The 19463-nt window shown below is 70.4% G+C and carries 20 protein-coding genes and 1 pseudogene; 6 read left to right on the top strand and 15 right to left on the bottom strand.

The window, feature by feature from the left end; all coding sequences use genetic code 11:
• Window positions 1-60 precede the first annotated feature (60 nt).
• Window positions 61-1662 carry a PQQ-binding-like beta-propeller repeat protein gene (locus GGR64_RS02920; protein WP_260302832.1) on the bottom strand — a complete coding sequence of 534 codons (1602 nt, stop codon included), beginning with the start codon at window positions 1660-1662 and terminating at the stop codon, window positions 61-63.
• A 504-nt stretch (window positions 1663-2166) separates the two neighbouring features.
• Between GGR64_RS02920 and GGR64_RS02915 the strand changes: the two genes are divergently transcribed.
• Entirely contained in the window at window positions 2167-2973 is an 807-nt protein-coding gene (locus GGR64_RS02915) for an SGNH/GDSL hydrolase family protein (RefSeq protein WP_184643835.1), read from the top strand.
• Window positions 2974-3070: 97 nt separating this feature from the next.
• Here GGR64_RS02915 and GGR64_RS02910 read toward each other — a convergent pair whose 3' ends face one another.
• Window positions 3071-3781: an rRNA pseudouridine synthase gene (locus GGR64_RS02910; RefSeq protein ID WP_184449156.1), complete on the bottom strand. Its 711-nt coding sequence runs from the start codon at window positions 3779-3781 to the stop codon at window positions 3071-3073.
• A gap of 70 nt (window positions 3782-3851) precedes the next feature.
• Window positions 3852-4358: a YgjP-like metallopeptidase domain-containing protein gene (locus tag GGR64_RS02905; RefSeq protein ID WP_184643833.1), complete on the bottom strand. Its 507-nt coding sequence runs from the start codon at window positions 4356-4358 to the stop codon at window positions 3852-3854.
• A 116-nt stretch (window positions 4359-4474) separates the two neighbouring features.
• Here GGR64_RS02905 and GGR64_RS02900 point away from each other — a divergent pair, with 116 nt between their 5' ends.
• Both GGR64_RS02900 and GGR64_RS02895 read left to right on the top strand, forming a co-directional pair.
• The gene (locus GGR64_RS02900) at window positions 4475-5008 is read left to right on the top strand and encodes a DUF2058 domain-containing protein (protein ID WP_184643831.1); all 534 of its coding nucleotides are present in this window, start codon (window positions 4475-4477) and stop codon (window positions 5006-5008) included.
• 112 nt (window positions 5009-5120) lie between these two features.
• Window positions 5121-5387 (top strand): DksA/TraR family C4-type zinc finger protein, encoded by a 267-nt coding sequence (locus GGR64_RS02895; RefSeq protein WP_048490972.1) that lies wholly within the window; start codon window positions 5121-5123, stop codon window positions 5385-5387.
• Window positions 5388-5390: 3 nt separating this feature from the next.
• Here the strand turns inward: GGR64_RS02895 and GGR64_RS02890 are convergent, their stop codons facing one another.
• The 8 genes and pseudogenes from GGR64_RS02890 to GGR64_RS02855 form a co-directional block, all read right to left on the bottom strand.
• The gene (locus GGR64_RS02890) at window positions 5391-5654 is read right to left on the bottom strand and encodes a DUF2789 domain-containing protein (protein WP_184449160.1); all 264 of its coding nucleotides are present in this window, start codon (window positions 5652-5654) and stop codon (window positions 5391-5393) included.
• A gap of 101 nt (window positions 5655-5755) precedes the next feature.
• Window positions 5756-6334, bottom strand: a complete 579-nt coding sequence (locus tag GGR64_RS02885) for a mechanosensitive ion channel family protein (protein WP_184643829.1) — start codon at window positions 6332-6334, stop codon at window positions 5756-5758.
• Between the two features lie 94 nt (window positions 6335-6428).
• Window positions 6429-7223 (bottom strand): EAL domain-containing protein, encoded by a 795-nt coding sequence (locus GGR64_RS02880; protein ID WP_184643827.1) that lies wholly within the window; start codon window positions 7221-7223, stop codon window positions 6429-6431.
• 252 nt (window positions 7224-7475) lie between these two features.
• Entirely contained in the window at window positions 7476-7676 is a 201-nt protein-coding gene (locus tag GGR64_RS02875; protein ID WP_184449164.1) for a hypothetical protein, read from the bottom strand.
• Window positions 7677-7692: 16 nt separating this feature from the next.
• On the bottom strand, window positions 7693-8019 hold the full coding sequence (locus GGR64_RS02870) for a YkgJ family cysteine cluster protein (RefSeq protein ID WP_184643825.1): 327 nt from the start codon (window positions 8017-8019) through the stop codon (window positions 7693-7695).
• 327 nt (window positions 8020-8346) lie between these two features.
• The gene (locus tag GGR64_RS02865; RefSeq protein ID WP_184643823.1) at window positions 8347-9705 is read right to left on the bottom strand and encodes an Hsp70 family protein; all 1359 of its coding nucleotides are present in this window, start codon (window positions 9703-9705) and stop codon (window positions 8347-8349) included.
• Between the two features lie 121 nt (window positions 9706-9826).
• A complete protein-coding gene (locus GGR64_RS02860) occupies window positions 9827-10297 on the bottom strand; it encodes a peptidylprolyl isomerase (RefSeq protein ID WP_167087492.1) in 471 nt (156 codons plus the stop codon).
• Window positions 10298-10421: 124 nt separating this feature from the next.
• Window positions 10422-11363 (bottom strand): annotated as a pseudogene (locus GGR64_RS02855) (cation diffusion facilitator family transporter); the annotation flags it as partial.
• A gap of 97 nt (window positions 11364-11460) precedes the next feature.
• Between GGR64_RS02855 and GGR64_RS02850 the strand changes: the two are divergent.
• Window positions 11461-11802: a zinc ribbon domain-containing protein YjdM gene (locus tag GGR64_RS02850; protein WP_048490980.1), complete on the top strand. Its 342-nt coding sequence runs from the start codon at window positions 11461-11463 to the stop codon at window positions 11800-11802.
• Window positions 11803-11869: 67 nt separating this feature from the next.
• On the opposite strand, the gene GGR64_RS02845 is transcribed toward GGR64_RS02850, so the two are convergent.
• The gene (locus tag GGR64_RS02845; protein WP_184643819.1) at window positions 11870-13045 is read right to left on the bottom strand and encodes an MFS transporter; all 1176 of its coding nucleotides are present in this window, start codon (window positions 13043-13045) and stop codon (window positions 11870-11872) included.
• Window positions 13042-14202, bottom strand: a complete 1161-nt coding sequence (locus tag GGR64_RS02840; RefSeq protein WP_221236074.1) for a serine hydrolase domain-containing protein — start codon at window positions 14200-14202, stop codon at window positions 13042-13044. The genes GGR64_RS02845 and GGR64_RS02840 overlap by 4 nt, the downstream gene beginning before the upstream one ends.
• A 150-nt stretch (window positions 14203-14352) precedes the next feature.
• Between GGR64_RS02840 and GGR64_RS02835 the strand changes: the two genes are divergently transcribed.
• Complete coding sequence (locus tag GGR64_RS02835) at window positions 14353-15231, top strand: LysR family transcriptional regulator (RefSeq protein ID WP_167087500.1); 879 nt, start codon at window positions 14353-14355, stop codon at window positions 15229-15231.
• A gap of 131 nt (window positions 15232-15362) precedes the next feature.
• On the opposite strand, the gene GGR64_RS02830 is transcribed toward GGR64_RS02835, so the two are convergent.
• Window positions 15363-16451 carry an alkene reductase gene (locus GGR64_RS02830; RefSeq protein ID WP_184643815.1) on the bottom strand — a complete coding sequence of 363 codons (1089 nt, stop codon included), beginning with the start codon at window positions 16449-16451 and terminating at the stop codon, window positions 15363-15365.
• A 267-nt stretch (window positions 16452-16718) separates the two neighbouring features.
• Here GGR64_RS02830 and GGR64_RS02825 point away from each other — a divergent pair, with 267 nt between their 5' ends.
• Window positions 16719-17921: an MFS transporter gene (locus GGR64_RS02825; protein ID WP_167087504.1), complete on the top strand. Its 1203-nt coding sequence runs from the start codon at window positions 16719-16721 to the stop codon at window positions 17919-17921.
• 6 nt (window positions 17922-17927) lie between these two features.
• Here GGR64_RS02825 and GGR64_RS02820 read toward each other — a convergent pair whose 3' ends face one another.
• A complete protein-coding gene (locus GGR64_RS02820; RefSeq protein ID WP_260302638.1) occupies window positions 17928-19088 on the bottom strand; it encodes a UDP-N-acetylglucosamine-peptide N-acetylglucosaminyltransferase in 1161 nt (386 codons plus the stop codon).
• Between the last annotated feature and the right edge of the window lie 375 nt (window positions 19089-19463).

Raw genomic sequence — 19463 nt, 5'->3', positions numbered from 1 at the left:
CAGCCTCTCCCGCTTGCGCAGGAGAGGCATTACGACCGAAGAGGGGGTCTTGAGCTGCGATCAGCGGCGCCGGTTCGACGGTACGAACTTGTACAACTTGTTGACGCCGGTGCCGAAGTTGAAGCGGCTGTAGCCCGCGCCCCAGTACACCGCACCATCGACGATCGCCGGTGCGCTGGACACCGAGCCGCCGGCGTCGAAGCTCCACAGCGTGGCGCCGGTCTTGGCATCGAGCACGGTCATCGCGCCGGACATCGAACCGGCATAGACCAGGCCCGGCGACGACGCGAGCGGGCCGCGGCCGCCGGCGCCGAATGCGGTCTGCACCGGGTCGGTGCCCGGCACCTTGACCTGCCAGAGGATCTTGCCGCTGGTCGCATCCAGCGCGGCCCACGAGCCGGCGTTCCAGGTCTCGGTGTTGCCCGGCGCCAGCGTGTACGGCGTGTGCTCGTTGTTGTTGATGGCCACGTACACGCGCGCGGCGAACGGATCCACCGACGAGCCCCATTCGATGCCGCCGGCGGTGCCGCCCGGGCCGACCTGGGTCGACCATACGGTCTGTCCGGTGTCGGCATCGAACGCCCAGTACACGCCGCTCTTCTGGCCGGCACCGACCAGCGCCTGCGGCTTGCCGTTGCGGATCACCGTGAACAGGTTGGCGCCGCCGCCGCTGAAGTCGTAGTCGGGTCCCTGCGGGTCCTGGCACAGGCCATTGGTCGGCGCGACCAGGCACGACAGCGACCAGGCATCGGCGCCCTGCAGGCGACGCGTCCACACCGGCTTGCCGCTGCGCATGTCCAGCGCCAGCACCGAATCGACGTAGTTGTCCGGTGCCATGCAGGCCAGTTGCGCGGTCTTGTCGCCGTTGGCGTTCTTGACGCAGGTAGCCACGTCGACCGGCACCGAGTAGTTGTTGCCGGTGGTGGCGTAGACGCGCTGACGCAGCGGATCGATCGCCAGCGTGCCCCACACCGACGCACCGGTGTAGCCCTCCGGCGCGGTGCGGAAGCTCCACAGCAGCTTGCCGGTCTTCAGGTCCAGCGCGGCGACGCTGCCGCGGAAGGAATATTTGTAGCCCGGCGTCAGGCCACCCCAGTCGCCGGAGGACACGCCGACGTACACGCGGTCGCCGTAGATCACCGGCGAGGCGGTGATGCGCGCCTGCGGGTTGGATTCGACCAGGGTCTTCCACAACAGCTTGCCGGTGGTCTTGTCGATCGCCAGCACGGTGCCGCTGGCCTGGTCGCCGACCAGGATGCTGTCGCGCGCGATCGCCGGGCTGTTGCGCGACAGCGAACCGGCGATGCCGGTGTAGTCGGCCAGCTTCACCTGCCACACCGCCTTGCCCAGATCGGTGTCGATGCGATACAGCTGGCCGCCCCAGTCCGGCACGTACAGCGCCGTGCCCTGCACGGTCGGCGTGGCCGAGACGTCGCCTTGCGTGGTGAAGGTCCACGCGGTCTTCAGGCGCGCGGCGTTGAACGGGGTGATCTGCCATTCGCCGGGCGCGAAGCGGGTGTTGAGGAAGCCGCCGCCAGCGCTGTCCCAGAGGCTGTGCGTGGCGAACGGCGTGCCGCCGGAGAAGGTGCTGCGCCATTGTGCGCTGGCGGCGCTGGTGTCGGTCGTCGCCGCTGCGGTGCCTGCGGACTGCGCCATCGCCATTGCGCTGAACATCAAGCCGGGAATCAACGCCAGCCGCAGGCGGGAGAGGTTCTGGTGTGCATCACGCGTTTTCATGGATGTCCTTCGGGCTTGGGTGAGGATCCCCCCGTCACGTCCGCGGCCATCCTAGAAGTGAAAATCCTTGCGTGTCATGTACTTACGAAAAAGTTAGGGCGTTCGCAAAAGGTTGCCGCGATAGCGAAAAACGATGGCGGCGGCATCGTGCTGTCATCGTGCCGGCACGCGCGTGACGCATGCCGATGCCGGGTGCGATGGCGGTCGCGGCCGCGTGTTGCCGAGCATCGACACCGCGCGGCGAGGCAGGCAGAGAGGGCGCGTGGCGATATGCGCTGTCGATCCCGACCGCCGGATTTCCAGCGTGAGCGCGGGCTGAATCGCGATGCCGTCCGACGGGATCGCCGTGCCGCTGCGGCGATGCGGCATGGGCGATGCGAGCGTTGGTTACACTGTGCGATCACCGTTGTCCGCACAAGGAATGCCTCGATGAAATGCCCCTCGCTGTTGTCACTCGCCATCGCGCTGTGCGCCACCGCCGCCGGCGCTGTGCAGGCGGCAACGCCCGCGTCCACCGGGGCGCTGGAGGGCAAGGTCGATGCGCTGTACACGCGGGCGCCGGACACGCTCAAGCCCGACGAAGTGAAGGCGATGCAGCAGCGGCTGCTGGACTGGGCGCAACTGCAGCGCTACCGCGCCGACAACGCCGCGTTGCCGGCGCCGGCCGCGGACGCGCCACGCGTGGTGTTCTACGGCGACTCCATCACCGACGCCTGGGGCCGCCGCGAAGGCACCACCTTCTTCCCCGGCAAGTCCGCCTACGTCAATCGCGGCATTTCCGGGCAGACCACCGCGCAGATGCTGGTGCGCTTCCGCCAGGACGTGATCGACCTGAAGCCGGCAGTGGTGGTGATCCTGGCCGGCACCAACGATCTGGCCGGCAACACCGGGCTGTCCACGCTGGAGATGATCGAGGACAACCTCAGTTCGATGACCGAACTGGCGCAGGCCCACCACATCAAGGTGGTGCTGGCTTCGGTGCTGCCGGTGACCGACTATCCGTGGCGCCCGGGCCTGCAGCCGGCGCAGAAGGTGCGTGCGCTCAATGCGTGGATGCAGCAGTACGCGCAGCAGCAGGGTGCCGTGTACCTGGATTACTACAGCAAGCTGAGCAACCGCGACGGCGGCATGGACAAGACCGTGGCCATCGACGGCGTGCATCCCAACAACGCCGGCTATGCTGTGATGGCGCCGCTGGCCGAGCAGGCGATCCAGCGCGCGCTCGCAAAGCCCTGAGCCGCCGCGGGCATAGCCCCTCTCCCCCCGGGAGAGGGGTTGGGGTGAGGGTACGGCGCGCTGGCAACAACGATCATCGCCGCAGCGGCGCAACCGCTCAGAAGCGCTCACCACCCGGCAGGTAACGCCACTCGCCCGGCGCCAGCTTGCCCAGCGGGATGCGGCCGATGCGCAGGCGGCGCAGGCTGATCGCCTCCAGTCCCACCTCGGCGCACATGGCCTGCAACTGGCCGGGCTGCACGTGCTTGATCGCAAAGCGCAGGCGGTCCTCGTTCTGCCAGCTCACCTTGCACGGCGGCAGGCTGCGCTGCTGGTAGACCAGGCCGTGCGCCAGCCGCAGCATGCCGTAGGGCCGTAGTTCGCCGCGCACTTCCACCACGAATTCCTGTTCGATCGAACTCGCGTCCTCGGTCAGGCGGCGCAGCACGCGGCCGTCCTGGCTCAGCACCAGCAGGCCGCTGGCTGCCGGCTCCAACGGCAGCGGCGCGTTCAGGCGCAGGAAGTGGCGTTTCAGCACGCGCACCTCGCTCGTGTCCAGGGCGCTGCGCGTGTCCGGCCTGACCAGCGCCAGCGCCGCGTCCAGATCCAGGCCGGCCGGCTTGTGCAGCAGCAGCGTGGCCGGTTCGACCGCCCCCAGTTGCGCGTCGGCGGCCAGGGTCACCTGCTGCGTCGTCACCGCGGCCTGCGGCTCCTCGACCACCACGCCGTCCACGCTGACCCAGCCGCCCTCGATGTATTGCTGCGCTTCGCTGCGCGAGCACGGCAGCATGGCGGCCACGTATTTGTCGAGGCGGGTGGGGGAGGACATCGAAACGCTCGGCGATCAGGGCAGCGCAGTGTACGTGCTGCCGCCGCTGCGCTGCCACGCGCGGCGCCGCTCAGCGGTCGCTGCCGCCGGACAGTTCCAGCTGGGTCAGGTACAGGCGCAGGTCGAACTCCAGGCGGTGGTACTCCGGCGTCATGTGCGCGCACAGCTGGTAGAACGCCTTGTTGTGCGCGCTTTCCTTCAGGTGCGCCAGCTCGTGGGCGACGATCATCGGCAGGAACGCCGCCGGCGCATCGCGGAACACGCCGGCGATGCGGATCTCGCGGCTGGCCTTGAGCTTGCCGCCCTGCACGCGCGACACCGTGGTGTGGGTGCCCAGCGCGTGCTTCACCGCCTGCAGGCGGTTGTCGTAGATCACCTTGTGCAGCGGCTCGGCGCTGCGCATGCAGCGATCCTTCAGTGCTTGCGTGTAGTCGTACAACTGGCGGTCGGTGCGTACTGCGTTGGCCTCGGGGTAGCGGCTGCGCAGCCAGTCGCCCAGGCGTTCGCGCGCGATCAGCTCGCGCACCTGGTCCAGGACCTGGGGCGGGTAGCCGACGAGATAGCGCAGGGTGTTCATCCCATCACCTTAGCGTGCCGCGCGCCGCGGGGCATCCGCGGTGGCGGCTTTCGCGGGCGGGCGCCGGTGCTGCGGGTATCATGCGCCTCCCGATTCCGAGTCCGTGGACGCTTCCGATGCGCAATCCCCTGCAGGAGCAACTGCTCAAGGCCGGCCTGGTGAAGAAGAGCCAGGTGGCGCAGGTCGCGCGCGAGCAGGCCAAGGCGCGCCAGGGCAAGACCCCGCCGCCGCCCAGCGCCGAGCAGCGCGAGAGCGAACGGCTGCGGCAGGAACGGGTGGAGCGCGACCGTGCGCTGTCCGCCGAGCGCAACGCCCAGGCCCGTGCGCAGGAGCTGCGCGCACAGGCGCGGCAACTGGTCGAGAGCCACAAGCTCAAGGCCGACGGCGAGATCGACTACCACTTCACCGATGCCGGCAAGATCCAGCGGCTGCGGGTGGATGCGGCCTTGCGCGCGCAACTGATCGCCGGCAGCGTGGTGATCGCGCGGCTGGATGCCGGCTATGTGCCGGTGCCGCGCGCGGTCGTGGAAAGGATCGTCGCCCGCGACCCGGAGACCATCGTGTTCGACGCGCTGGCGGCAGCGCCGGCCAGCGGCGAGGACGATCCCTACTACAGCCAGTTCCAGGTGCCGGACGATCTGATCTGGTGACGGCCGGCGCCGCGCAGGGCCTATGAACACCGCGGGAAGGTGAAGCCGGCGTGCATTGCATTCGCCGGTGCCGGCCGCATCATCCAGGCAAGGCAACAGTGCGGAGACGACCATGGCCACTGGGTGGGCAGGCGACGGCGCGGTGCAGGACCAGATCGATGCGACCGTCGAGGATGCGATCAAGCGGGCGCGCAGCCAATTGCCGCAGGGCCCGGGGTTGAGCCACTGCGAGGACTGCGACGCGCCGATCCCCGAGGCGCGGCGCAAGGCGGTGCCGGGCGTGCGCCTGTGCGTGGCCTGCCAGGAGGCGCAGGACCGCGCCCAGCACGAGCACAGCGGCTACAACCGCCGCGGCAGCAAGGACAGTCAGCTGCGTTGAGGCTCAGCCGGCGCGATCGGCATCCAGCACGGGCTTCGCGTGCAGCGCGATGTTGAGCTGATCGACCACGATCGCCCAGTCTGCGTCTTCCAGGCGTTCCTCGCGCAGCAGCTGCGCCTGCGCCGGTGTCCAGAACGGTGCTTCTTCCAGGCGCATGTCATCGGGCAGCGGCGCGTGCCGGGCGATGAACTGGCGGATTTCGCTTTCGCTGTTGGGCAGACCGAGCTGGGCGAAAAGGTCGGCGAACGGGGGGATGACGGGTTCCATGCAGTACCTGGTCGGGAAGAAAGGGGCGCCGCACGAGGGCGGCTGGCGTCGACCATAGCGGCTGCGCCATGTGCATGGCGTCAGCGTCGGCGTCGCGGCGCTCAGCCCAGGCCGGGCGGCACCGGATGGCCGCGCCAGCGCCGCGTGCTGCGCTGGAAGAACAGGCTGTTGGGGATCTGCAGCACGCTGTCGCGGTCGCCGTCGTGTTCCTCGCGCAGCGTGGTGTAGATCAGGTTGATGTCGATCACCTGACCCTTCAGGCCCGGCTTCTCGCCGTTCTCCAGCAATTCGATGTGGTCGTGCAGGCGGAACGGGCGCGTAGTGAAGATCAGCAGCGTGCAGAAGATGTTGGACAGCACGCTCCAGGCGGCGAAGAACGCCACCGCCGCGACCGCGGCGAATCCGGTGAAGGCGGTCCACAGCACGGTGCCGGACACGCCGAAGCGGTCCAGGATCAACAGCAGCGCCGCCGCGTAGATCACGAAGCCGCTGCCGCGACGTGCCATCAGCACCAGTTCCGGCGGCAGCGCGTGGTGCTCGCCCAGGCGCCGGATCAGCCGCCGCAGCAAGGTCCGCAGCAACCAGGCGCCGAGCACGATCAGTAGGATTTGCACGCCGGGCACGATCACGTCGAGCCAGCGGTGCGTCCACGGCGGCAGCAGGGTGTGGAGCGAGGGCATTGCACATCGGAAAACGCAGGGGAAACGCGATGGTCGCAAGCGTGGCCGCTGCGGGCAAGTCGTGCGGCTGCCGTGCGCTGCGGCAGCGCATCGCTCAGCCGGCGTGCTCCAGCGCGTCCCACTGCGCCTCGCTGATCTCCGGCAGCGCCTCCAGCGCCGGCCTGGCGAACAGATAGCCTTGGTAGAGATCGATGCCCAGCGCGCGCAATGCGCGGTACTCGGCCGGTGTCTCCACGCCCTCGGCGAGGATGCGGCAACCCAGTTGTGCGGCCATCGCGACGATGCCGCCGACGATATGGCGACGCGCGGCGCTGCCGTCGATGCCGCGGATCAGCGCCATGTCCAGCTTGAGCAGGTGCGGCTGGAAATCGGCGAGCAGGTTCAGGCCGGAGTGGCCGGCGCCGAAGTCGTCGATCGCGGTGAGGAAGCCGCGCTGCGCGTAGTCGCGCAGGATACGCACGACCTTGGGCAGGTCGGCGATGCGTTCGGACTCGCTCAACTCGAAGATCAGGGCGCCGGTGGGCACGCCGAAGTGCTCGGCCGCCTTCAGGGTCAGGCGGATGCAGGTCGCCGGCTCGTACACCGCGTTGGGAATGAAGTTGATCGACAGCCGCGTGCGCAGGCCAAGCTGCGCGGCGGTGGCGATCGCCTGCACCCGGCAGGTCTGGTCGAAACGGTACATCTGCTGCGGGCGCACCCGCGCCAGTACCGCCGCCGCGCCGCTGCCGTCCTCGCCGCGCACCAGCGCTTCGTAGGCATAGATCGAGCGGTTGGCGGCATCGACGATGGGCTGGAACGCCATGCGCACGGCGAAATCCAGTGGCTCGCCATCGCGACAGTTGCCGCAGGCGGGCTGGCCGAGTTCGGCGGAAAGGGAGCGCAGGAGCATGCCGAAGCGAGACCGTGGACGAGATCGCAGTATGCGCTTTCGGCGTGAAGACGGCGCCGTGCTTCCGGGCCTGCGCTGGCATCCGAGGACGCCGTATTGGGCTTGGTCGGTGCGGCGATCGAGCCGAACCCAAGGCGCCGTCGTTGGATGCCTGGCGCCGCGTCATCGCTCGGGCGTGGACGGGCGTCCACGTCCTCGCTGATTGCCTGCCGCAAGGAACTGCGATGGGCGCGCGGGAAGCGCGGGCGGGCGTCAGCCCGCGTCGGCGACGTCGACCTTCTTCAGCACGCGGGTGGTGCCGAGCACCTCGACGCGGCCGCCGGCCTGGTGGAAGGCGGCCAGGTCGGCCTCGATGCGCTCGCGGCTGAGGCCCTTTTGCGCCTTGTCGTTGGCGCTGGCGCCGCGTGCGTTCCTGGCGCTGGGCGAAGCGGTGTTGCTGGTGGGTCGTGCCATGCTGGAACTCCTGCAGTCAGTACATCGTCAGTGGAATGCCACGAGTCAGTTGCTCGTGGTGGGTGCGGCGGATCTCGCGGCAGTACGGGCCGGCCATCGCGAACTTGCGGCAGATCGCCGGGCGCTGCGTATAGATCGAGCAGCACATGCGCGCGCCGTCCACCGCCACGCACCAGCCGTCCTCGTCGCGCGCCATCACGTGCAGCCCGTCGCGGGTGTACTCGGTGAGATGTTCGGGGACGTTGTCGTCCGGCATCACCAGCACGGTCAGGCGGCAGCAGATCGCGTCGCAGCGGTCGCAGGCGATGCCGGAGTCGGCGGCTTCCCTCGCGGTCTCGCTCATGCGTCGCCGCCGCGATCGCGACCTGTCGGTCGGTACGGAGGATGGAGCGGCGACGCCAGGCGCTCGGCCTGGAGCGTGGCAGGGGCGGGGGACATGGCGCTCCCGGTGGGTCCGGCCCGAAGCGGGACGGAGGGTGGGGCGAGAAGGGAGCGCGTCGGGCGACAGGAACGGCCGGACGAGACGCGCGTAGAGACGTGACGCTGAAGCGTGCACCTATGCTACGCGAGTCGCGCCTTCACAGTATGAACAACGTAGGCCGAAGGCAGCGCCTCGGCAGGACGCCGCCAGTCGGCGGAGGCCACCGACGCCTGTACTGCCTGTGCCGTGCTAGTCCTGCGCGGCGGCCAGCGCCAGGCCCTGCACCACGCCGAACGAGGGGTCGCCATGGACCAGGCGCGCTTGCGGGAAGGCGGCAGCGACCAGACGCTGCAGGTAGCCGGCGCGCGACATGCCGCCGGTCAGGAACACTGCGGCCGGATCGCCGCCGATGTCCTGGCGCACCTTCGCCAGCAGTTCCTGCAGGGCCTCCAAATAGCTGCGTGCGGCCTGCACCAGTTCCTCGGCCTGCACCTGCACCTGCAGCCCGGCCTCGATGTAGTCCAGCGTCTCTTCGTGCCGCTCGGCGTCGCTGAGGCGGATCTTGCTGCGCTCGACCGCGCGGTACAGGCGCGCGGTGTTGCCGGGTTCCTGCAGCGCTTGCAGACGCGCCTCGTACGGCGCCGGCACGGCGTCGTAGCGGTGCTGGCGGAAATCGCGCTGGCGGGTGGTGTCCTGCACCATCGCCGCCTCGACGTAGTGATGCGAGGGCACGCGGGTGATGCCGCGGCCGAACTGCGGCATGAAGCCGGCCAGGCTCAGCGCCAGGTCGATGTCGGTGCCGCCGCGCGGGATGCCCCAGGCGCGGTGCACCTGCGGCGCGGCGTCGCCGCCGACGCTGGCATGGGCGATGTCGGTGGTGCCGCCGCCGATGTCCACCACCACCGCGGCGTGGCGCTCGCGGCTGACCGCGTGGTAATGCATCGCCGCGGCGGCCGGTTCCTCCAGGAAGGCGACGTCGTCGAAGCCGGCGGTGATCGCGGCGCTGTGCAGGATCTCCAGCGCCTGCGCGTTGCCGGCCTCGCCGATCGAGCTGCGGAACTGCACCGGGCGCCCGAGCAGGGCGCGGCGTACCTGCACGCCCAGTTGCTGCGAGGCGGTCAGGCGGATGTGTTCGAGAATGTGCGCGGCGATGCCGGTGATGGTCTGGCGTGCGCGCGGATGCAGGTTGTAGCCCAGCATCGACTTGGGGCTCTGCACCAGGTTGCCTTCGCCCTCGACGAAATAGGCATCCAGCGCGGCATCGCCGTACACGGCGTTCTGCAGCAGCGCCGCGGAACTGCGCGGCTCGCGCATCTGCGTTTCCATCCATTGCCGGCGCACCACCCGGATCGCGTCGCGGCGCAGCGCCTCGTGGCTGCGTTCGCGCCCGGCGGCGAGCGCATCGCGGCGGCCGGAGTCGATCAGCTCGTCCACCTGCCGTTCCAGCGCCGGGGTCAGATCGAACTCGGCCGGGTCGCGCATCACCTCGGGGAAGTACACCGTGGTGCGGAACTGCTGCTGCGCGCCGAAGTCGATCGGCACCACGCGGCCGTCGATCACCGCGGCGGCGGCGGAGTTGCTGGTGCCGAAGTCGATACCGAGGCGCATGACGGTGCCGGGGGCGGGAGGGCCGCGCACTGTGGGGCAAGCCGCAGCGCGACGCAAGCGCGGCCGCAAACGCACGAGGCCCGCATCGGCGGGCCTCGTGGGGGACGCGAAACCGGGCCGCTTACAGGGCGGCGCCGGCGTGGCCCTGGTTCTTTTCCTGCTCGGTGGCCTCGCGCACGCCGGCCACTTCCACTGCGAAATGCAGCACCTGCCCGGCCAGCGGATGGTTGCCGTCGATGGTCACCAACTCGTCGCCGACGTCGGTGACCGTGACCAGCAGCGGACCCTGGTCGGTCTGCGCCTGGAACTGCATGCCCGGCGCCAGCGACCCGGCATCCGGGAACGAACCGCGCGGCACCTGCTGCACCAGCTGCTCGTGGCGCGGGCCGTAGCCTTCGGCCGGGATCACGTCGGCCTTGACCGATTCGCCGGTGCGCTTGCCGGTCAGCGCCTTTTCCAGGCCCGGCACGATGTTGCCGGCGCCGTGCAGGTAGCTCAGCGGATTGTCCGGCGAGGACTGGTCGATCACTTCACCGGCATCGTCGGTGAGGGTGTAGTGGATGGTGGCGACAAGCCCGTTGGCGATCTCCATGGGAAACCTCGTTCAGTGAGTAAGGGGGATACGCCGGCACAGTCACAGCGCGATGAGAGGGTGCTACCCGGCTACCCTAACGAAAAGCGGCGCAGGGCCGCAAGTCGCGCCGGCGTACTGCCATTCAGGGCGCCTGCGGCTGGCGCAGCGCGGTGCGCCGGGCCAGCCAGGTCTCCGGGGTCTGCGGTTTGACGAACAGCGCCTGCAGTTCCGGATGCTCGGCGCGTGCGGCGGCCTCGATGCGCTCGATGCACGCTTCGATCTGCGCGGTGCTGCGCTGGTCCTCGAACTCGGCGCTGAGCGCGGCGACCACCTGGTCCGGCCCCATCTGCATGCTGAGCACGCCGTTGACCGCGCGCACATCCGGATCGGCCGCGGCGATGCGCCGCAGCGCGTCGCCGAGCGGGCGCGCCGCCGGCTCGCCGATCAGCAGGCCCTTGGTCTCGCGCGCCAGCACGAACGCCGAGCAGGCCAGCACTGCGGCGATGCCGATGGAGGCGACGCCATCCAGTTCCGGCATGTCCAGCCATTGCGCAGCGAGCAGCCCAGTGAGTGCGATCAACAGGCCGATCAACGCCGCGCTGTCTTCCACCAGCACGGTGAACAGGCTCGGATCCTTGCTCTCGCGGAACGCCTGCACGTAGCTCAGGCGGCCCTTGCGCGCGCGGAACTCGCGCAGCGAGATCCACCACGAGCCGCCTTCGAACAACAGCGACAGCCCCAGCACGATGTAGTTGAGGGTGTGGTCGCTGGCCGGCTGCGGATGGCGGATATGGGCGATGCCCTCGTACAGCGACACCCCGGCGCCGAGCGCGAACACCAGCAAGGCGACGATGAAGCTCCAGAAGTACAGCTCGCGCCCGTGGCCGAACGGATGGGTGGCATCGGCCGGGCGCGCGGCGCGGCGCAGGCCGTACAGCAACAACAGCTCGTTGACCGTGTCCACCAGCGAATGCACGCCTTCGCTGAGCATCGCCGAACTGCCGGAGATCGCCGCGGCGACGAACTTGGCGATGGCGATGGCCAGATTGCCGGCGAGCGCGGCGTAGATCGCGAGGCGGGACCCGGACGAAGCGGACATGAGATTCCTGCGGCTGGCACGGCGGCACGGGGCGGGCGGCTACAATAGGCGGCTCGCCGTCGTCGCCGTATCAAGGACTCCCATGCCCGCCGCACCCGCCTGCCCGCAATGCACCCTGGAAAACACCTACGTCGACGGCGCCAACTGGGTGTGCGCGGACTGCGGCCACGAGTGGCCGGCCGCCGCCGAGGCCGCCAACGATGCGGCGACGGTGGTGCGCGACAGCAACGGCAACGTGCTGCAGGCCGGCGATACGGTGGTCGTGATCAAGGACCTGAAGGTCAAGGGTTCGTCGATCCCGCTGAAGCAGGGCACCGTGATCCGCGGCATCCGCCTGGTCGAGGACGATGCCGAACACATCGAAGGCAACTCGGACAAGATCAAGGGCCTGGTGCTGAAGACCTGCTTCCTGCGCAAGGCTTGAGCCGTGCCGCGGGGCCGGCGGCACGCTGCGGTCGTGCGAGCGCCGACGCCGCGCAGACGTCGACGTTCTAGCGGCGATGCGCGCAGGCCCACGCCGGCAACAGCAGCCCCAGCGCGGTCCAGGGCAGCGCGGCGGCGCCATGCCGTTGCAGCAGTGCGCCGCCGAGCAGGCCGGCGCTGGCGATGGCCAGGTTCCAGCCGGTGACCACCAGCGACTGCGCCAGATCGGCGGCGTCGCCGGCACGGCGGGCGACCGCGGTCTGGAACAGCGTCGCGCAGCCGCCGAACGCCAATCCCCACAGCGCCAAGGCCACCGCCAGCAGCGTCGGCGAGCGCGGCCATAGCGCCAGCGTCAGCGCCGCCAGCGCGAACAAGGCGATGCTGGCCAGCAGCAGGGGCTGCAGCCAGCGATCGATCCACATCCCGACCACGACGATGCCCAGCAGCGCGGCCACGCCGAACAGCAGTAGATAGCGATCCACCGCCGCTGCGGCGCCGGACCGCGCCAGCAGCGGCGCGACGTAGGTGTACAGCAGGTTGTGCGCGAGCACGAACAGCAGCATCACCGCCAGCACCCGGGCGATGCCGGGCAGGCGCAGCACGCGGCGCAGCGGCAGCGCCGCATGCGCCGCCTGGCCGGCGAAATCCGGCAGTGCGGCGCGGGCCCAGCCGAGCAGGCCGAGGCTCAGCAAGGACATCGCGCCGAAGCTCCAGCGCCAGCCCACCTGCTGCCCGAGCCAGGTACCCGCCGGCACGCCCAGCGCCAGCGCCAACGGCGTGCCGACCATGGCCACCGCGATGGCGCGGCCCTGCTGGGCCGGCGCCACCATCCGGCTCGCGTAGCCGGCCAGCAGTGCCCACAGCAATCCGGCGCTGACCCCGGCGAGCAGGCGCGCGACCAGGATCGGGGCATAGCGGCTGGACACCGCGGTGACCGTGTTGGCGACGGCGAAGCCGGCGATGGCGAGCAGCAGCAACCGGCGCCGGCGCTGGCGCCGGGTGGCGGCGGTGAGCGGGATGGCCGCCAGCAGCGAGCCCAACGCGTACACGCTGACCAACTGGCCGATCCACGCCTCGCCGACGCCCAGTCCGTCCGCCATCGCCGGCAGCAGCCCGGCCGGCAGCGTCTCGGTGAGGATGGTGACGAAGCCGGCGCAGGCCAGCGCCAGCAATCCGCTCCAGGGCAGGCGTCGCGCCTCGGGCGGGCGCGACGGCGCGCCGCACTCCAGGCCCTGGCCGCTCATGCCGCCCGTTCGCGCAGGCTGGCGTAGACCGCGTCGCGCAGTTCGACCACGAACGCGCCGGACATGCCTTCGTACAGCGTGTTGGTCAGCGCCACCACGCTCAGTTGGTGCGCCGGATCGACGAACCAGCTGTGCCCGTACGCGCCACCCCAGCGCCAGGTGCCGGGCGCCTCCAGCGTCGCGGTCGGCGCCGGGTCGCGCAGCACCGCAAAGCCCAGGCCGTAGCTCCAGCCCGGTCCGTCCGGTGGGCCGAAGTCGCCGGTCTGCGCGCGCCCCATCTCGGCGACCAGATCGGCCGGCAATATCGGCGCGCCGCCGCCGCGCAGCGTCTCCAGCAGGCGCAGCACGTCGCCGGCGCTGCCGACCATGCCGGCGCCGGCCGAGGGAAACGCGGTGCGATCCAGCGCGCGCGAGGGATGGAAGACGATGCCGGCGCCGTCGGCGAACGGCGCGACCACCTCGCCTTCGCCCAGCCGGTGCGGCATCGGCACGTCGCCGACGTAGGGCACTGCCAGGTTGGCGGCGTCCTCGGCATGGAAGGCGGTGGCCTGCATCCCCAGCGGCGCGGTGACCAGATCGTGGACCAACTGCGGCAGCGGCTGCCCGCTGGCGGCCTCCAGCACCGCGCCGGCGACGTCGATCGCTAGCGAGTAGCCCCAACCGGTGCCCGGCGGGTACTGCAGTGGCACCTGCGCCAGCCGGCGCAGGTTTTCTTCCAGGCTCAGGCCGCTGCGGTCCATGCCGTCGGAGACGCCGGCGCGCGCATGCGCACCGTCTTCGGGTTCGAGGAAGCGGTAGCCGAGCCCGGCGCTATGGCTGAGCAACTGGCGCAGGCTGATGTCCGGCACGCGTCCGTCGGGCAGGGCCGGCCGGAACCACGGCAGCCAGCCGGCGATCGGCGCATCCAGCGCCAGGCGGCCCTGCGCGACTAGCGCGATCGCCGCGGTCGCCACGATCGGTTTGCTGACCGAGGCCAGGCGGAACGTCGTCTCCTGGCGCATCGGCCGTTGCGCTTCGCGGTCGGCCCAGCCGGCGGCGCGGCGATAGATACAGGCGCCGCGATGGGCGACCAGCACCACTGCGCCGACGAGCCGGCGTTCGTGCAGCGCGCGGTCGATCGCGGCATCGAGCGGAGCAGCCTGGCGCGGCGAGAGCATCGGTGCAGGATCGGGGATGGAGGTGGGCATGGGCATCGGCGCTGTGCATGGAGGAGGGAGGTGCAGCGTGGACGCCTGCCGATTGCGGAAAAAGACGGGTAAAGTTCCTCGCTGCGAGGACGGAAATGTCCGCAAATCGGTGGCGCTGCGATGGACAGTCTGGGGAGCCTGCGTGGCTTCGTGCAGGTGATGGAGAGCGGCGGCTTCGCCGAGGCCGGGCGGGTGCTGGGCCTGTCCGCTTCGGCGATGGCCAAGAGCGTGGCGCGGCTGGAACAGTCGCTGGGTGTGCGCCTGTTCCATCGCAGCACCCGCAGCCTGACCCTGACCGCCGAAGGCCAGCTGTTCCTGCCGCGCTGCCGGCGCATCCTGGCCGAGGTCGAAGCGGCGCGCGGCGAGCTGGGTAGCCTGGCGGCGACGCCGAAGGGGCGGCTGCGGATCAGTCTGCCGATGAACAACAACGTGCTGTTGCCGGTGCTGGGCGACTTCATGCGCGCCTATCCGCAGGTCCAGCTGGACCTGGATTTCGACGATCGCCTGGTGGACGTGATCGAAGAAGGTTTCGATGCCGTGTTGCGCGTGGCCGAGCCGGACGATTCGCGGCTGGCCTCGCGCCGCCTGGGCAGTTTCCGCCGCTGCCTGGTGGCCTCGCCCGATTACCTGCAGCGCTGCGGTACGCCGCTCCAGCCGCAGGACCTGCTGGCCCATCAGTGTCTGCACTACCGTTTCCGCAGCAGCGGGCGCCTGGAAGCCTGGCCGCTGGGTGCGGCGGCGGCTGGCCTGCCGTTGCCGGTGTCGATGGTGTGCAACAACATCGAGACGCGGCTCAGCTTCGCCCTGCGCGGCTGTGGCATCGCGTTCCTGCCGGAACACTCGGTGCGCGCGGAACTGGCGGCCGGCACGCTGCGCACGCTGCTCGACGACTATGTCGACTCCACCGGCACCTTCCATCTGTTGTGGCCGTCGAGCCGGCACATGCTGCCGAAGCTGCGCGTGTTCGTCGATTTCCTCGGCGAGCGGTTGACGTTCTAGGGCGAGCTCTCTGCGCCGGATGCGACGCGGCCCGTGCTCGATGCGCATCGCGCCTGAGCGCGCGCCGCAGAAGACGGCGCTGCCTGGACGCAAGGCTGGCGGCACTGCGCGGTGCCGCCAGCCCGGGGCAATCAGTCCAGCGTCGGGTAGTCGGTGTAGCCCTTGGCGCCGCCGCCGTAGAGCGTGTCGGCGTCCACCTGGTTCAAGGGCGCGTCGCGGCGCAGCCGTTCCACCAGGTCCGGGTTGGCGATGAACGGGCGGCCGAACGCCACCGCGTCGGCGCGGCCGGAGGCCACGGTCTTTTCGGCCAGCGCCTTGTCGTAGCCGTTGTTGACCAGCCACGGGCCATGGAACTTGGCGCGCAGCGCCGCGTAGTCGAAGGCGATGTTGTCGCGCGGGCCGCCGGTGGCGCCTTCGATCACGTGCACGAAGGCCAGGCCCAGCGGATCCAGGCGTTCCACCGCGCGTTCGAACAGCGGCTGCGGGTCGCTGTCGCGGGCATCGTTGGCCGGGGTCACCGGCGACAGGCGCACGCCGGTGCGGTCGGCGCCGATTTCCTGCGCCACCGCCTGCACCACTTCGAACAGCAGGCGGGTGCGGTTCTCGATGCTGCCGCCGTAGGCGTCGTCGCGGTGGTTGCTGCCGTCGCGCAGGAACTGGTCGATCAGGTAGCCGTTGGCGGCGTGCACTTCCACGCCGTCGAAGCCGGCGGCGATGGCGTTGCGGGCGGCGCGGCGGAAGTCCTCGATCAGCCCGGGGATTTCGTCCAGGCGCAGCGCGCGCGGCGCGGAGACATCGGTGAAGCCCTCGGCGGTGAAGGTCTTGGCGTCGGCGCGCAGCGCGCTGGGCGCCACCGGCGCGGCGCCGTCCGGCAGCAGGCTGACGTGCGAGATGCGGCCGACGTGCCACAGCTGCAGCACGATCTTGCCGCCGCGTCGATGCACTTCGTCGGTGACTGTCTTCCAGGCCGCGACCTGCGCGTCGCTGTAGATCCCCGGGGTGTCCTTGTAGCCCTGGCCCATCGGGCTGATCTGGGTCGCCTCGGCGATGAGCAGGCCGGCGCTGGCGCGCTGGCCGTAGTACTCGGCGGCCAGCGGCGAGGGGATGCGGCCTTCGCCTTCTGCGCGGTTGCGGGTCAGGGGTGCCATCACGATGCGGTTGGCCAGTGCGATCGCACCCAGGCGCAGCGGCGTGAACAGCGGGGAAGCGGTATCGGTCATCGGTGGATCTCTCGGTGTGGGGTGGGGCGGGCAACCCTGCAGCGCGGCGCTGCACGGAAGCATGCGTGCAAGACATGGGGACGCACCCGGCGGTTTCGCGGCGGTGCGATGGGACAGTGCGTTGCTGCCGCGGCATCTTCTTCAGGAGGGTGTCGCCGCCTGAGACGCCGCGACCGGCGTACCGCAACGCGGCGTTGCGCGCGTGGGGCTGCAATATTTGCTGCAATGCACAACAATGGGCAGCCCTTCCTCTTGTGGGATGTGCGCATGACCTCATCCGCCACGGCGCCGCTGTCGCGGCGCGGCTACGTGCTGATCCTGTTCGCGCTGGCGATGGGTGGTTTCGCGATCGGCACCAGCGAGTTCTCCACCATGGGCCTGATGCCGTACATCGGCCGTGGCCTGGACATCGATGCGCCACAGGTCGGGCATCTGATCAGCGCCTATGCGCTGGGGGTGGTGGTGGGCGCGCCGCTGCTGGCGATCCTCGGCGCGCGCTGGTCGCGCCGGCATCTGCTGCTGGCGCTGATGGGCTTCTATGCGTTCGGCAATCTCGCCAGCGCGCTGGCGCCGGACTATCACAGCATGCTGCTGGCGCGCTTCGTCGCCGGCCTGCCGCATGGCGCCTATTTCGGTGTGGCGACCCTGGTGGCCGCGTCGATCGGGCCGCCCGACCAGCGTGGCGCGGCGGTCAGCCGGGTGCTGCTGGGCCTGAACCTGGCGGTGCTGGTCGGCAACCCGCTGGCGACCTGGCTCGGCCAGGTGGCGGAATGGCGCTACGCCTACGCTCTGGTCGCGGCGATCGCGGTGTTGACCGTGGTGCTGGTGTGGCGTCTGCTGCCGGCCGATCCGCAGGAGGCACGGCCCTCGCCGTTGCGCGAACTGCGCGCCTTCAACCGCACGCAGGTGTGGCTGGCGCTGGGCATCGGCGCGATCGGCTTCGCCGGCATGTTCTGCGTCTTCAGCTATCTGGCGCCGACCCTGATGGAGGTCACCGGCGTGTCCGAACACTGGATCCCGGTGGCGATGGCCGCGTTCGGGCTGGGCGGATTGCTCGGCAATCTGGCTGGCGGCTGGCTGTTCGACCGCATGCAGTTCCGCGCGGTGCCGCTGGTGCTGCTGTGGTCGCTGGCGGTGCTGCTGGTGTTCCCGCTGGCGGCGACCTCGCCGTGGACGGTGCTGCCGGCGGTGGTCGCGGTGGGCAGCATGGGCGCGCTGGCGCCGGTGCTGCAGACCCGCTTGATGGATGTGGCCAGCGACGCGCAGACCCTGGCCGCGGCGTCCAACCACGCGGCATTCAACCTGGCCAACGCGCTGGGGCCGTGGCTGGGCGGGATCGCGATCGGTGCCGGCCTGGGCTGGACCTCCACCGGCTATGTCGGTGCGGCGATGGCGTTGGGCGGCCTGCTGATCTACCTGTGGGCGCGCCAGGCGGCACGGCGCGGCGCCTGCGCGCACGCGGCAGGCTAGCGCGCGTTAGCGCAGCGGTCGCGCGGTCGAGGACAGCCGCCGCAGCGCGTCCAGCTTGCCCTGGTAGCGCGGTTGGGTGGCCGGATCGGCGTGCGCCATGGCCTCACGCAGCGCCACGCTGGCGCGGCGGGTGTCGCCGCTGTGCAGGTAGGCGCGGGCCAGGGCGAAGTACAGCAGGTGGGCGCCGTCGTACAGGTGCAGCGCATGCCGGTAGTAGGCGATCGCCGCGGTGTAGTCCTGGCGCCGTTCGGCCTCGGTGCCGAGCAGATATTGCTGGAACGGATCGCGCTGGCGCACGTGTTCCATCTGTCGCTGCAGTGCGGCCTCGCGCGCGCTGTCGCCCAGGCGCCGGGCCAGGCCGACGGCGTTGGACAGCGCCGGCAGATGCTCCGGATCGATCTCCAGCGCCTTGGCGTAGTCGCGTGCGGCGGCGCCGCTGTCGCCATCGCGCACCGCCAGCACGCCCCGGTTGTTCCAGGCCCCGGCGAAGCGCGGGTCCATCTGCAGCGCCATCGCCAGATACGCGCGGGCGCCGTCCAGGTCGCCGTCGACCATCAGCTCGGCGCCGCGGTTGTTGTAGTAGTGGGCGAGGGCGCGGCGGTCGGAGATGGGTTGCGGGCCGCGCCGGTCCATCAGCACGCTGCGGTCCAGGTCGATGCTGCCGCGCCCGCTGTCCACGCGCACGCCGGCGTTGACGTGGCCGACGTTGTACAGCGCATCGCCGTCTTCGTACCAAGTCAGCACGCGGCGCACTTCCTGGACCTGCGCCTGCAGCCCGACGTCGCGCGCCATCGCCACGAACAGCAGGGTGAAGGACAGGCAATTGACGTGGCGAGTGGCGTAGCTCTCGGCGACGCTGTGGGTGGCCTTGGGGTCGTACTGCAGGTTCAGCCCCTTGGCATCGAAGGCCAGCGCTACCAGTTGCTGCAGGCGGTGCTCGGGGTCGGCATGGGCATCGATGCGTTGCTGCAGCAGCGCGTGCAGCGCCGGCGGTAGCTGCATGATCTGCTCAGGCGTCGGCGTCGGCGCGGGGGACGTCGCAGGGGTTGGCGGTGTCGCGTCTGCCTGCATCGCCGCTGCCGGGTGCGCTGGCGGCACTGGCAACGCGTGCGGCGACGTGGTGGCCGCAGCAGCGGCGAGCAGGGCGAACGCGGTCCAGGCGAACATGACGCACCTCGCGGTGCCCTGCAGTGGCGAGGGCTCGCCTGCACTATAGGCGTTTGTTGCCGGGCGCGGAGGACGTCGCGGCGGCGCCGACGAGCGGTCCCGGGCCGACGCGATCGGCGGCGGCCATCCACAACCGCTGTGGACGACCGTCGGGCAACCGTGTGGATAAGTCGCGGCGCACCAAGCGTTGCAATGCGCGAAGACAGGATGGTGAAAACTTCAGCACATGCCTGACTGCGCAGTACGGCCAATGAACGCGTGTTCACCACCGGCAATGCGGCGTGACGAGCGAATGCCGATGGCTCACGTGCGCTTTATGCGCCTGTGCCCAGCATCGCCACCACCACGCAACGCGGCAATCCTTTCGAACGCGCC

Origin of the sequence: Xanthomonas sp. 3307 (assembly GCF_014199735.1) — a bacterium.
Classification (GTDB): Bacteria; Pseudomonadota; Gammaproteobacteria; order Xanthomonadales; family Xanthomonadaceae; genus Xanthomonas_A; species Xanthomonas_A rydalmerensis.
Note: the sequence above shows the minus strand (reverse complement) of the source record. Positions and strands in the feature narration are given on the sequence as shown.

Bases quoted from the DNA above. Each gene is read 5' to 3' on its own strand.
- GGR64_RS02920 (WP_260302832.1), bottom strand. From the start codon at position 1,662: ATGGCGATGGCGCAGTCCGCAGGCACCGCAGCGGCGACGACCGACACC.
- GGR64_RS02915 (WP_184643835.1), top strand. From the start codon at position 2,167: ATGAAATGCCCCTCGCTGTTGTCACTCGCCATCGCGCTGTGCGCCACC.
- GGR64_RS02910 (WP_184449156.1), bottom strand. From the start codon at position 3,781: ATGTCCTCCCCCACCCGCCTCGACAAATACGTGGCCGCCATGCTGCCG.
- GGR64_RS02905 (WP_184643833.1), bottom strand. From the start codon at position 4,358: ATGAACACCCTGCGCTATCTCGTCGGCTACCCGCCCCAGGTCCTGGAC.
- GGR64_RS02900 (WP_184643831.1), top strand. From the start codon at position 4,475: ATGCGCAATCCCCTGCAGGAGCAACTGCTCAAGGCCGGCCTGGTGAAG.
- GGR64_RS02895 (WP_048490972.1), top strand. From the start codon at position 5,121: ATGGCCACTGGGTGGGCAGGCGACGGCGCGGTGCAGGACCAGATCGAT.
- GGR64_RS02890 (WP_184449160.1), bottom strand. From the start codon at position 5,654: ATGGAACCCGTCATCCCCCCGTTCGCCGACCTTTTCGCCCAGCTCGGT.
- GGR64_RS02885 (WP_184643829.1), bottom strand. From the start codon at position 6,334: ATGCCCTCGCTCCACACCCTGCTGCCGCCGTGGACGCACCGCTGGCTC.
- GGR64_RS02880 (WP_184643827.1), bottom strand. From the start codon at position 7,223: ATGCTCCTGCGCTCCCTTTCCGCCGAACTCGGCCAGCCCGCCTGCGGC.
- GGR64_RS02875 (WP_184449164.1), bottom strand. From the start codon at position 7,676: ATGGCACGACCCACCAGCAACACCGCTTCGCCCAGCGCCAGGAACGCA.
- GGR64_RS02870 (WP_184643825.1), bottom strand. From the start codon at position 8,019: ATGAGCGAGACCGCGAGGGAAGCCGCCGACTCCGGCATCGCCTGCGAC.
- GGR64_RS02865 (WP_184643823.1), bottom strand. From the start codon at position 9,705: ATGCGCCTCGGTATCGACTTCGGCACCAGCAACTCCGCCGCCGCCGCG.
- GGR64_RS02860 (WP_167087492.1), bottom strand. From the start codon at position 10,297: ATGGAGATCGCCAACGGGCTTGTCGCCACCATCCACTACACCCTCACC.
- GGR64_RS02850 (WP_048490980.1), top strand. From the start codon at position 11,461: ATGCCCGCCGCACCCGCCTGCCCGCAATGCACCCTGGAAAACACCTAC.
- GGR64_RS02845 (WP_184643819.1), bottom strand. From the start codon at position 13,045: ATGAGCGGCCAGGGCCTGGAGTGCGGCGCGCCGTCGCGCCCGCCCGAG.
- GGR64_RS02840 (WP_221236074.1), bottom strand. From the start codon at position 14,202: ATGCTCTCGCCGCGCCAGGCTGCTCCGCTCGATGCCGCGATCGACCGC.
- GGR64_RS02835 (WP_167087500.1), top strand. From the start codon at position 14,353: ATGGACAGTCTGGGGAGCCTGCGTGGCTTCGTGCAGGTGATGGAGAGC.
- GGR64_RS02830 (WP_184643815.1), bottom strand. From the start codon at position 16,451: ATGACCGATACCGCTTCCCCGCTGTTCACGCCGCTGCGCCTGGGTGCG.
- GGR64_RS02825 (WP_167087504.1), top strand. From the start codon at position 16,719: ATGACCTCATCCGCCACGGCGCCGCTGTCGCGGCGCGGCTACGTGCTG.
- GGR64_RS02820 (WP_260302638.1), bottom strand. From the start codon at position 19,088: ATGTTCGCCTGGACCGCGTTCGCCCTGCTCGCCGCTGCTGCGGCCACC.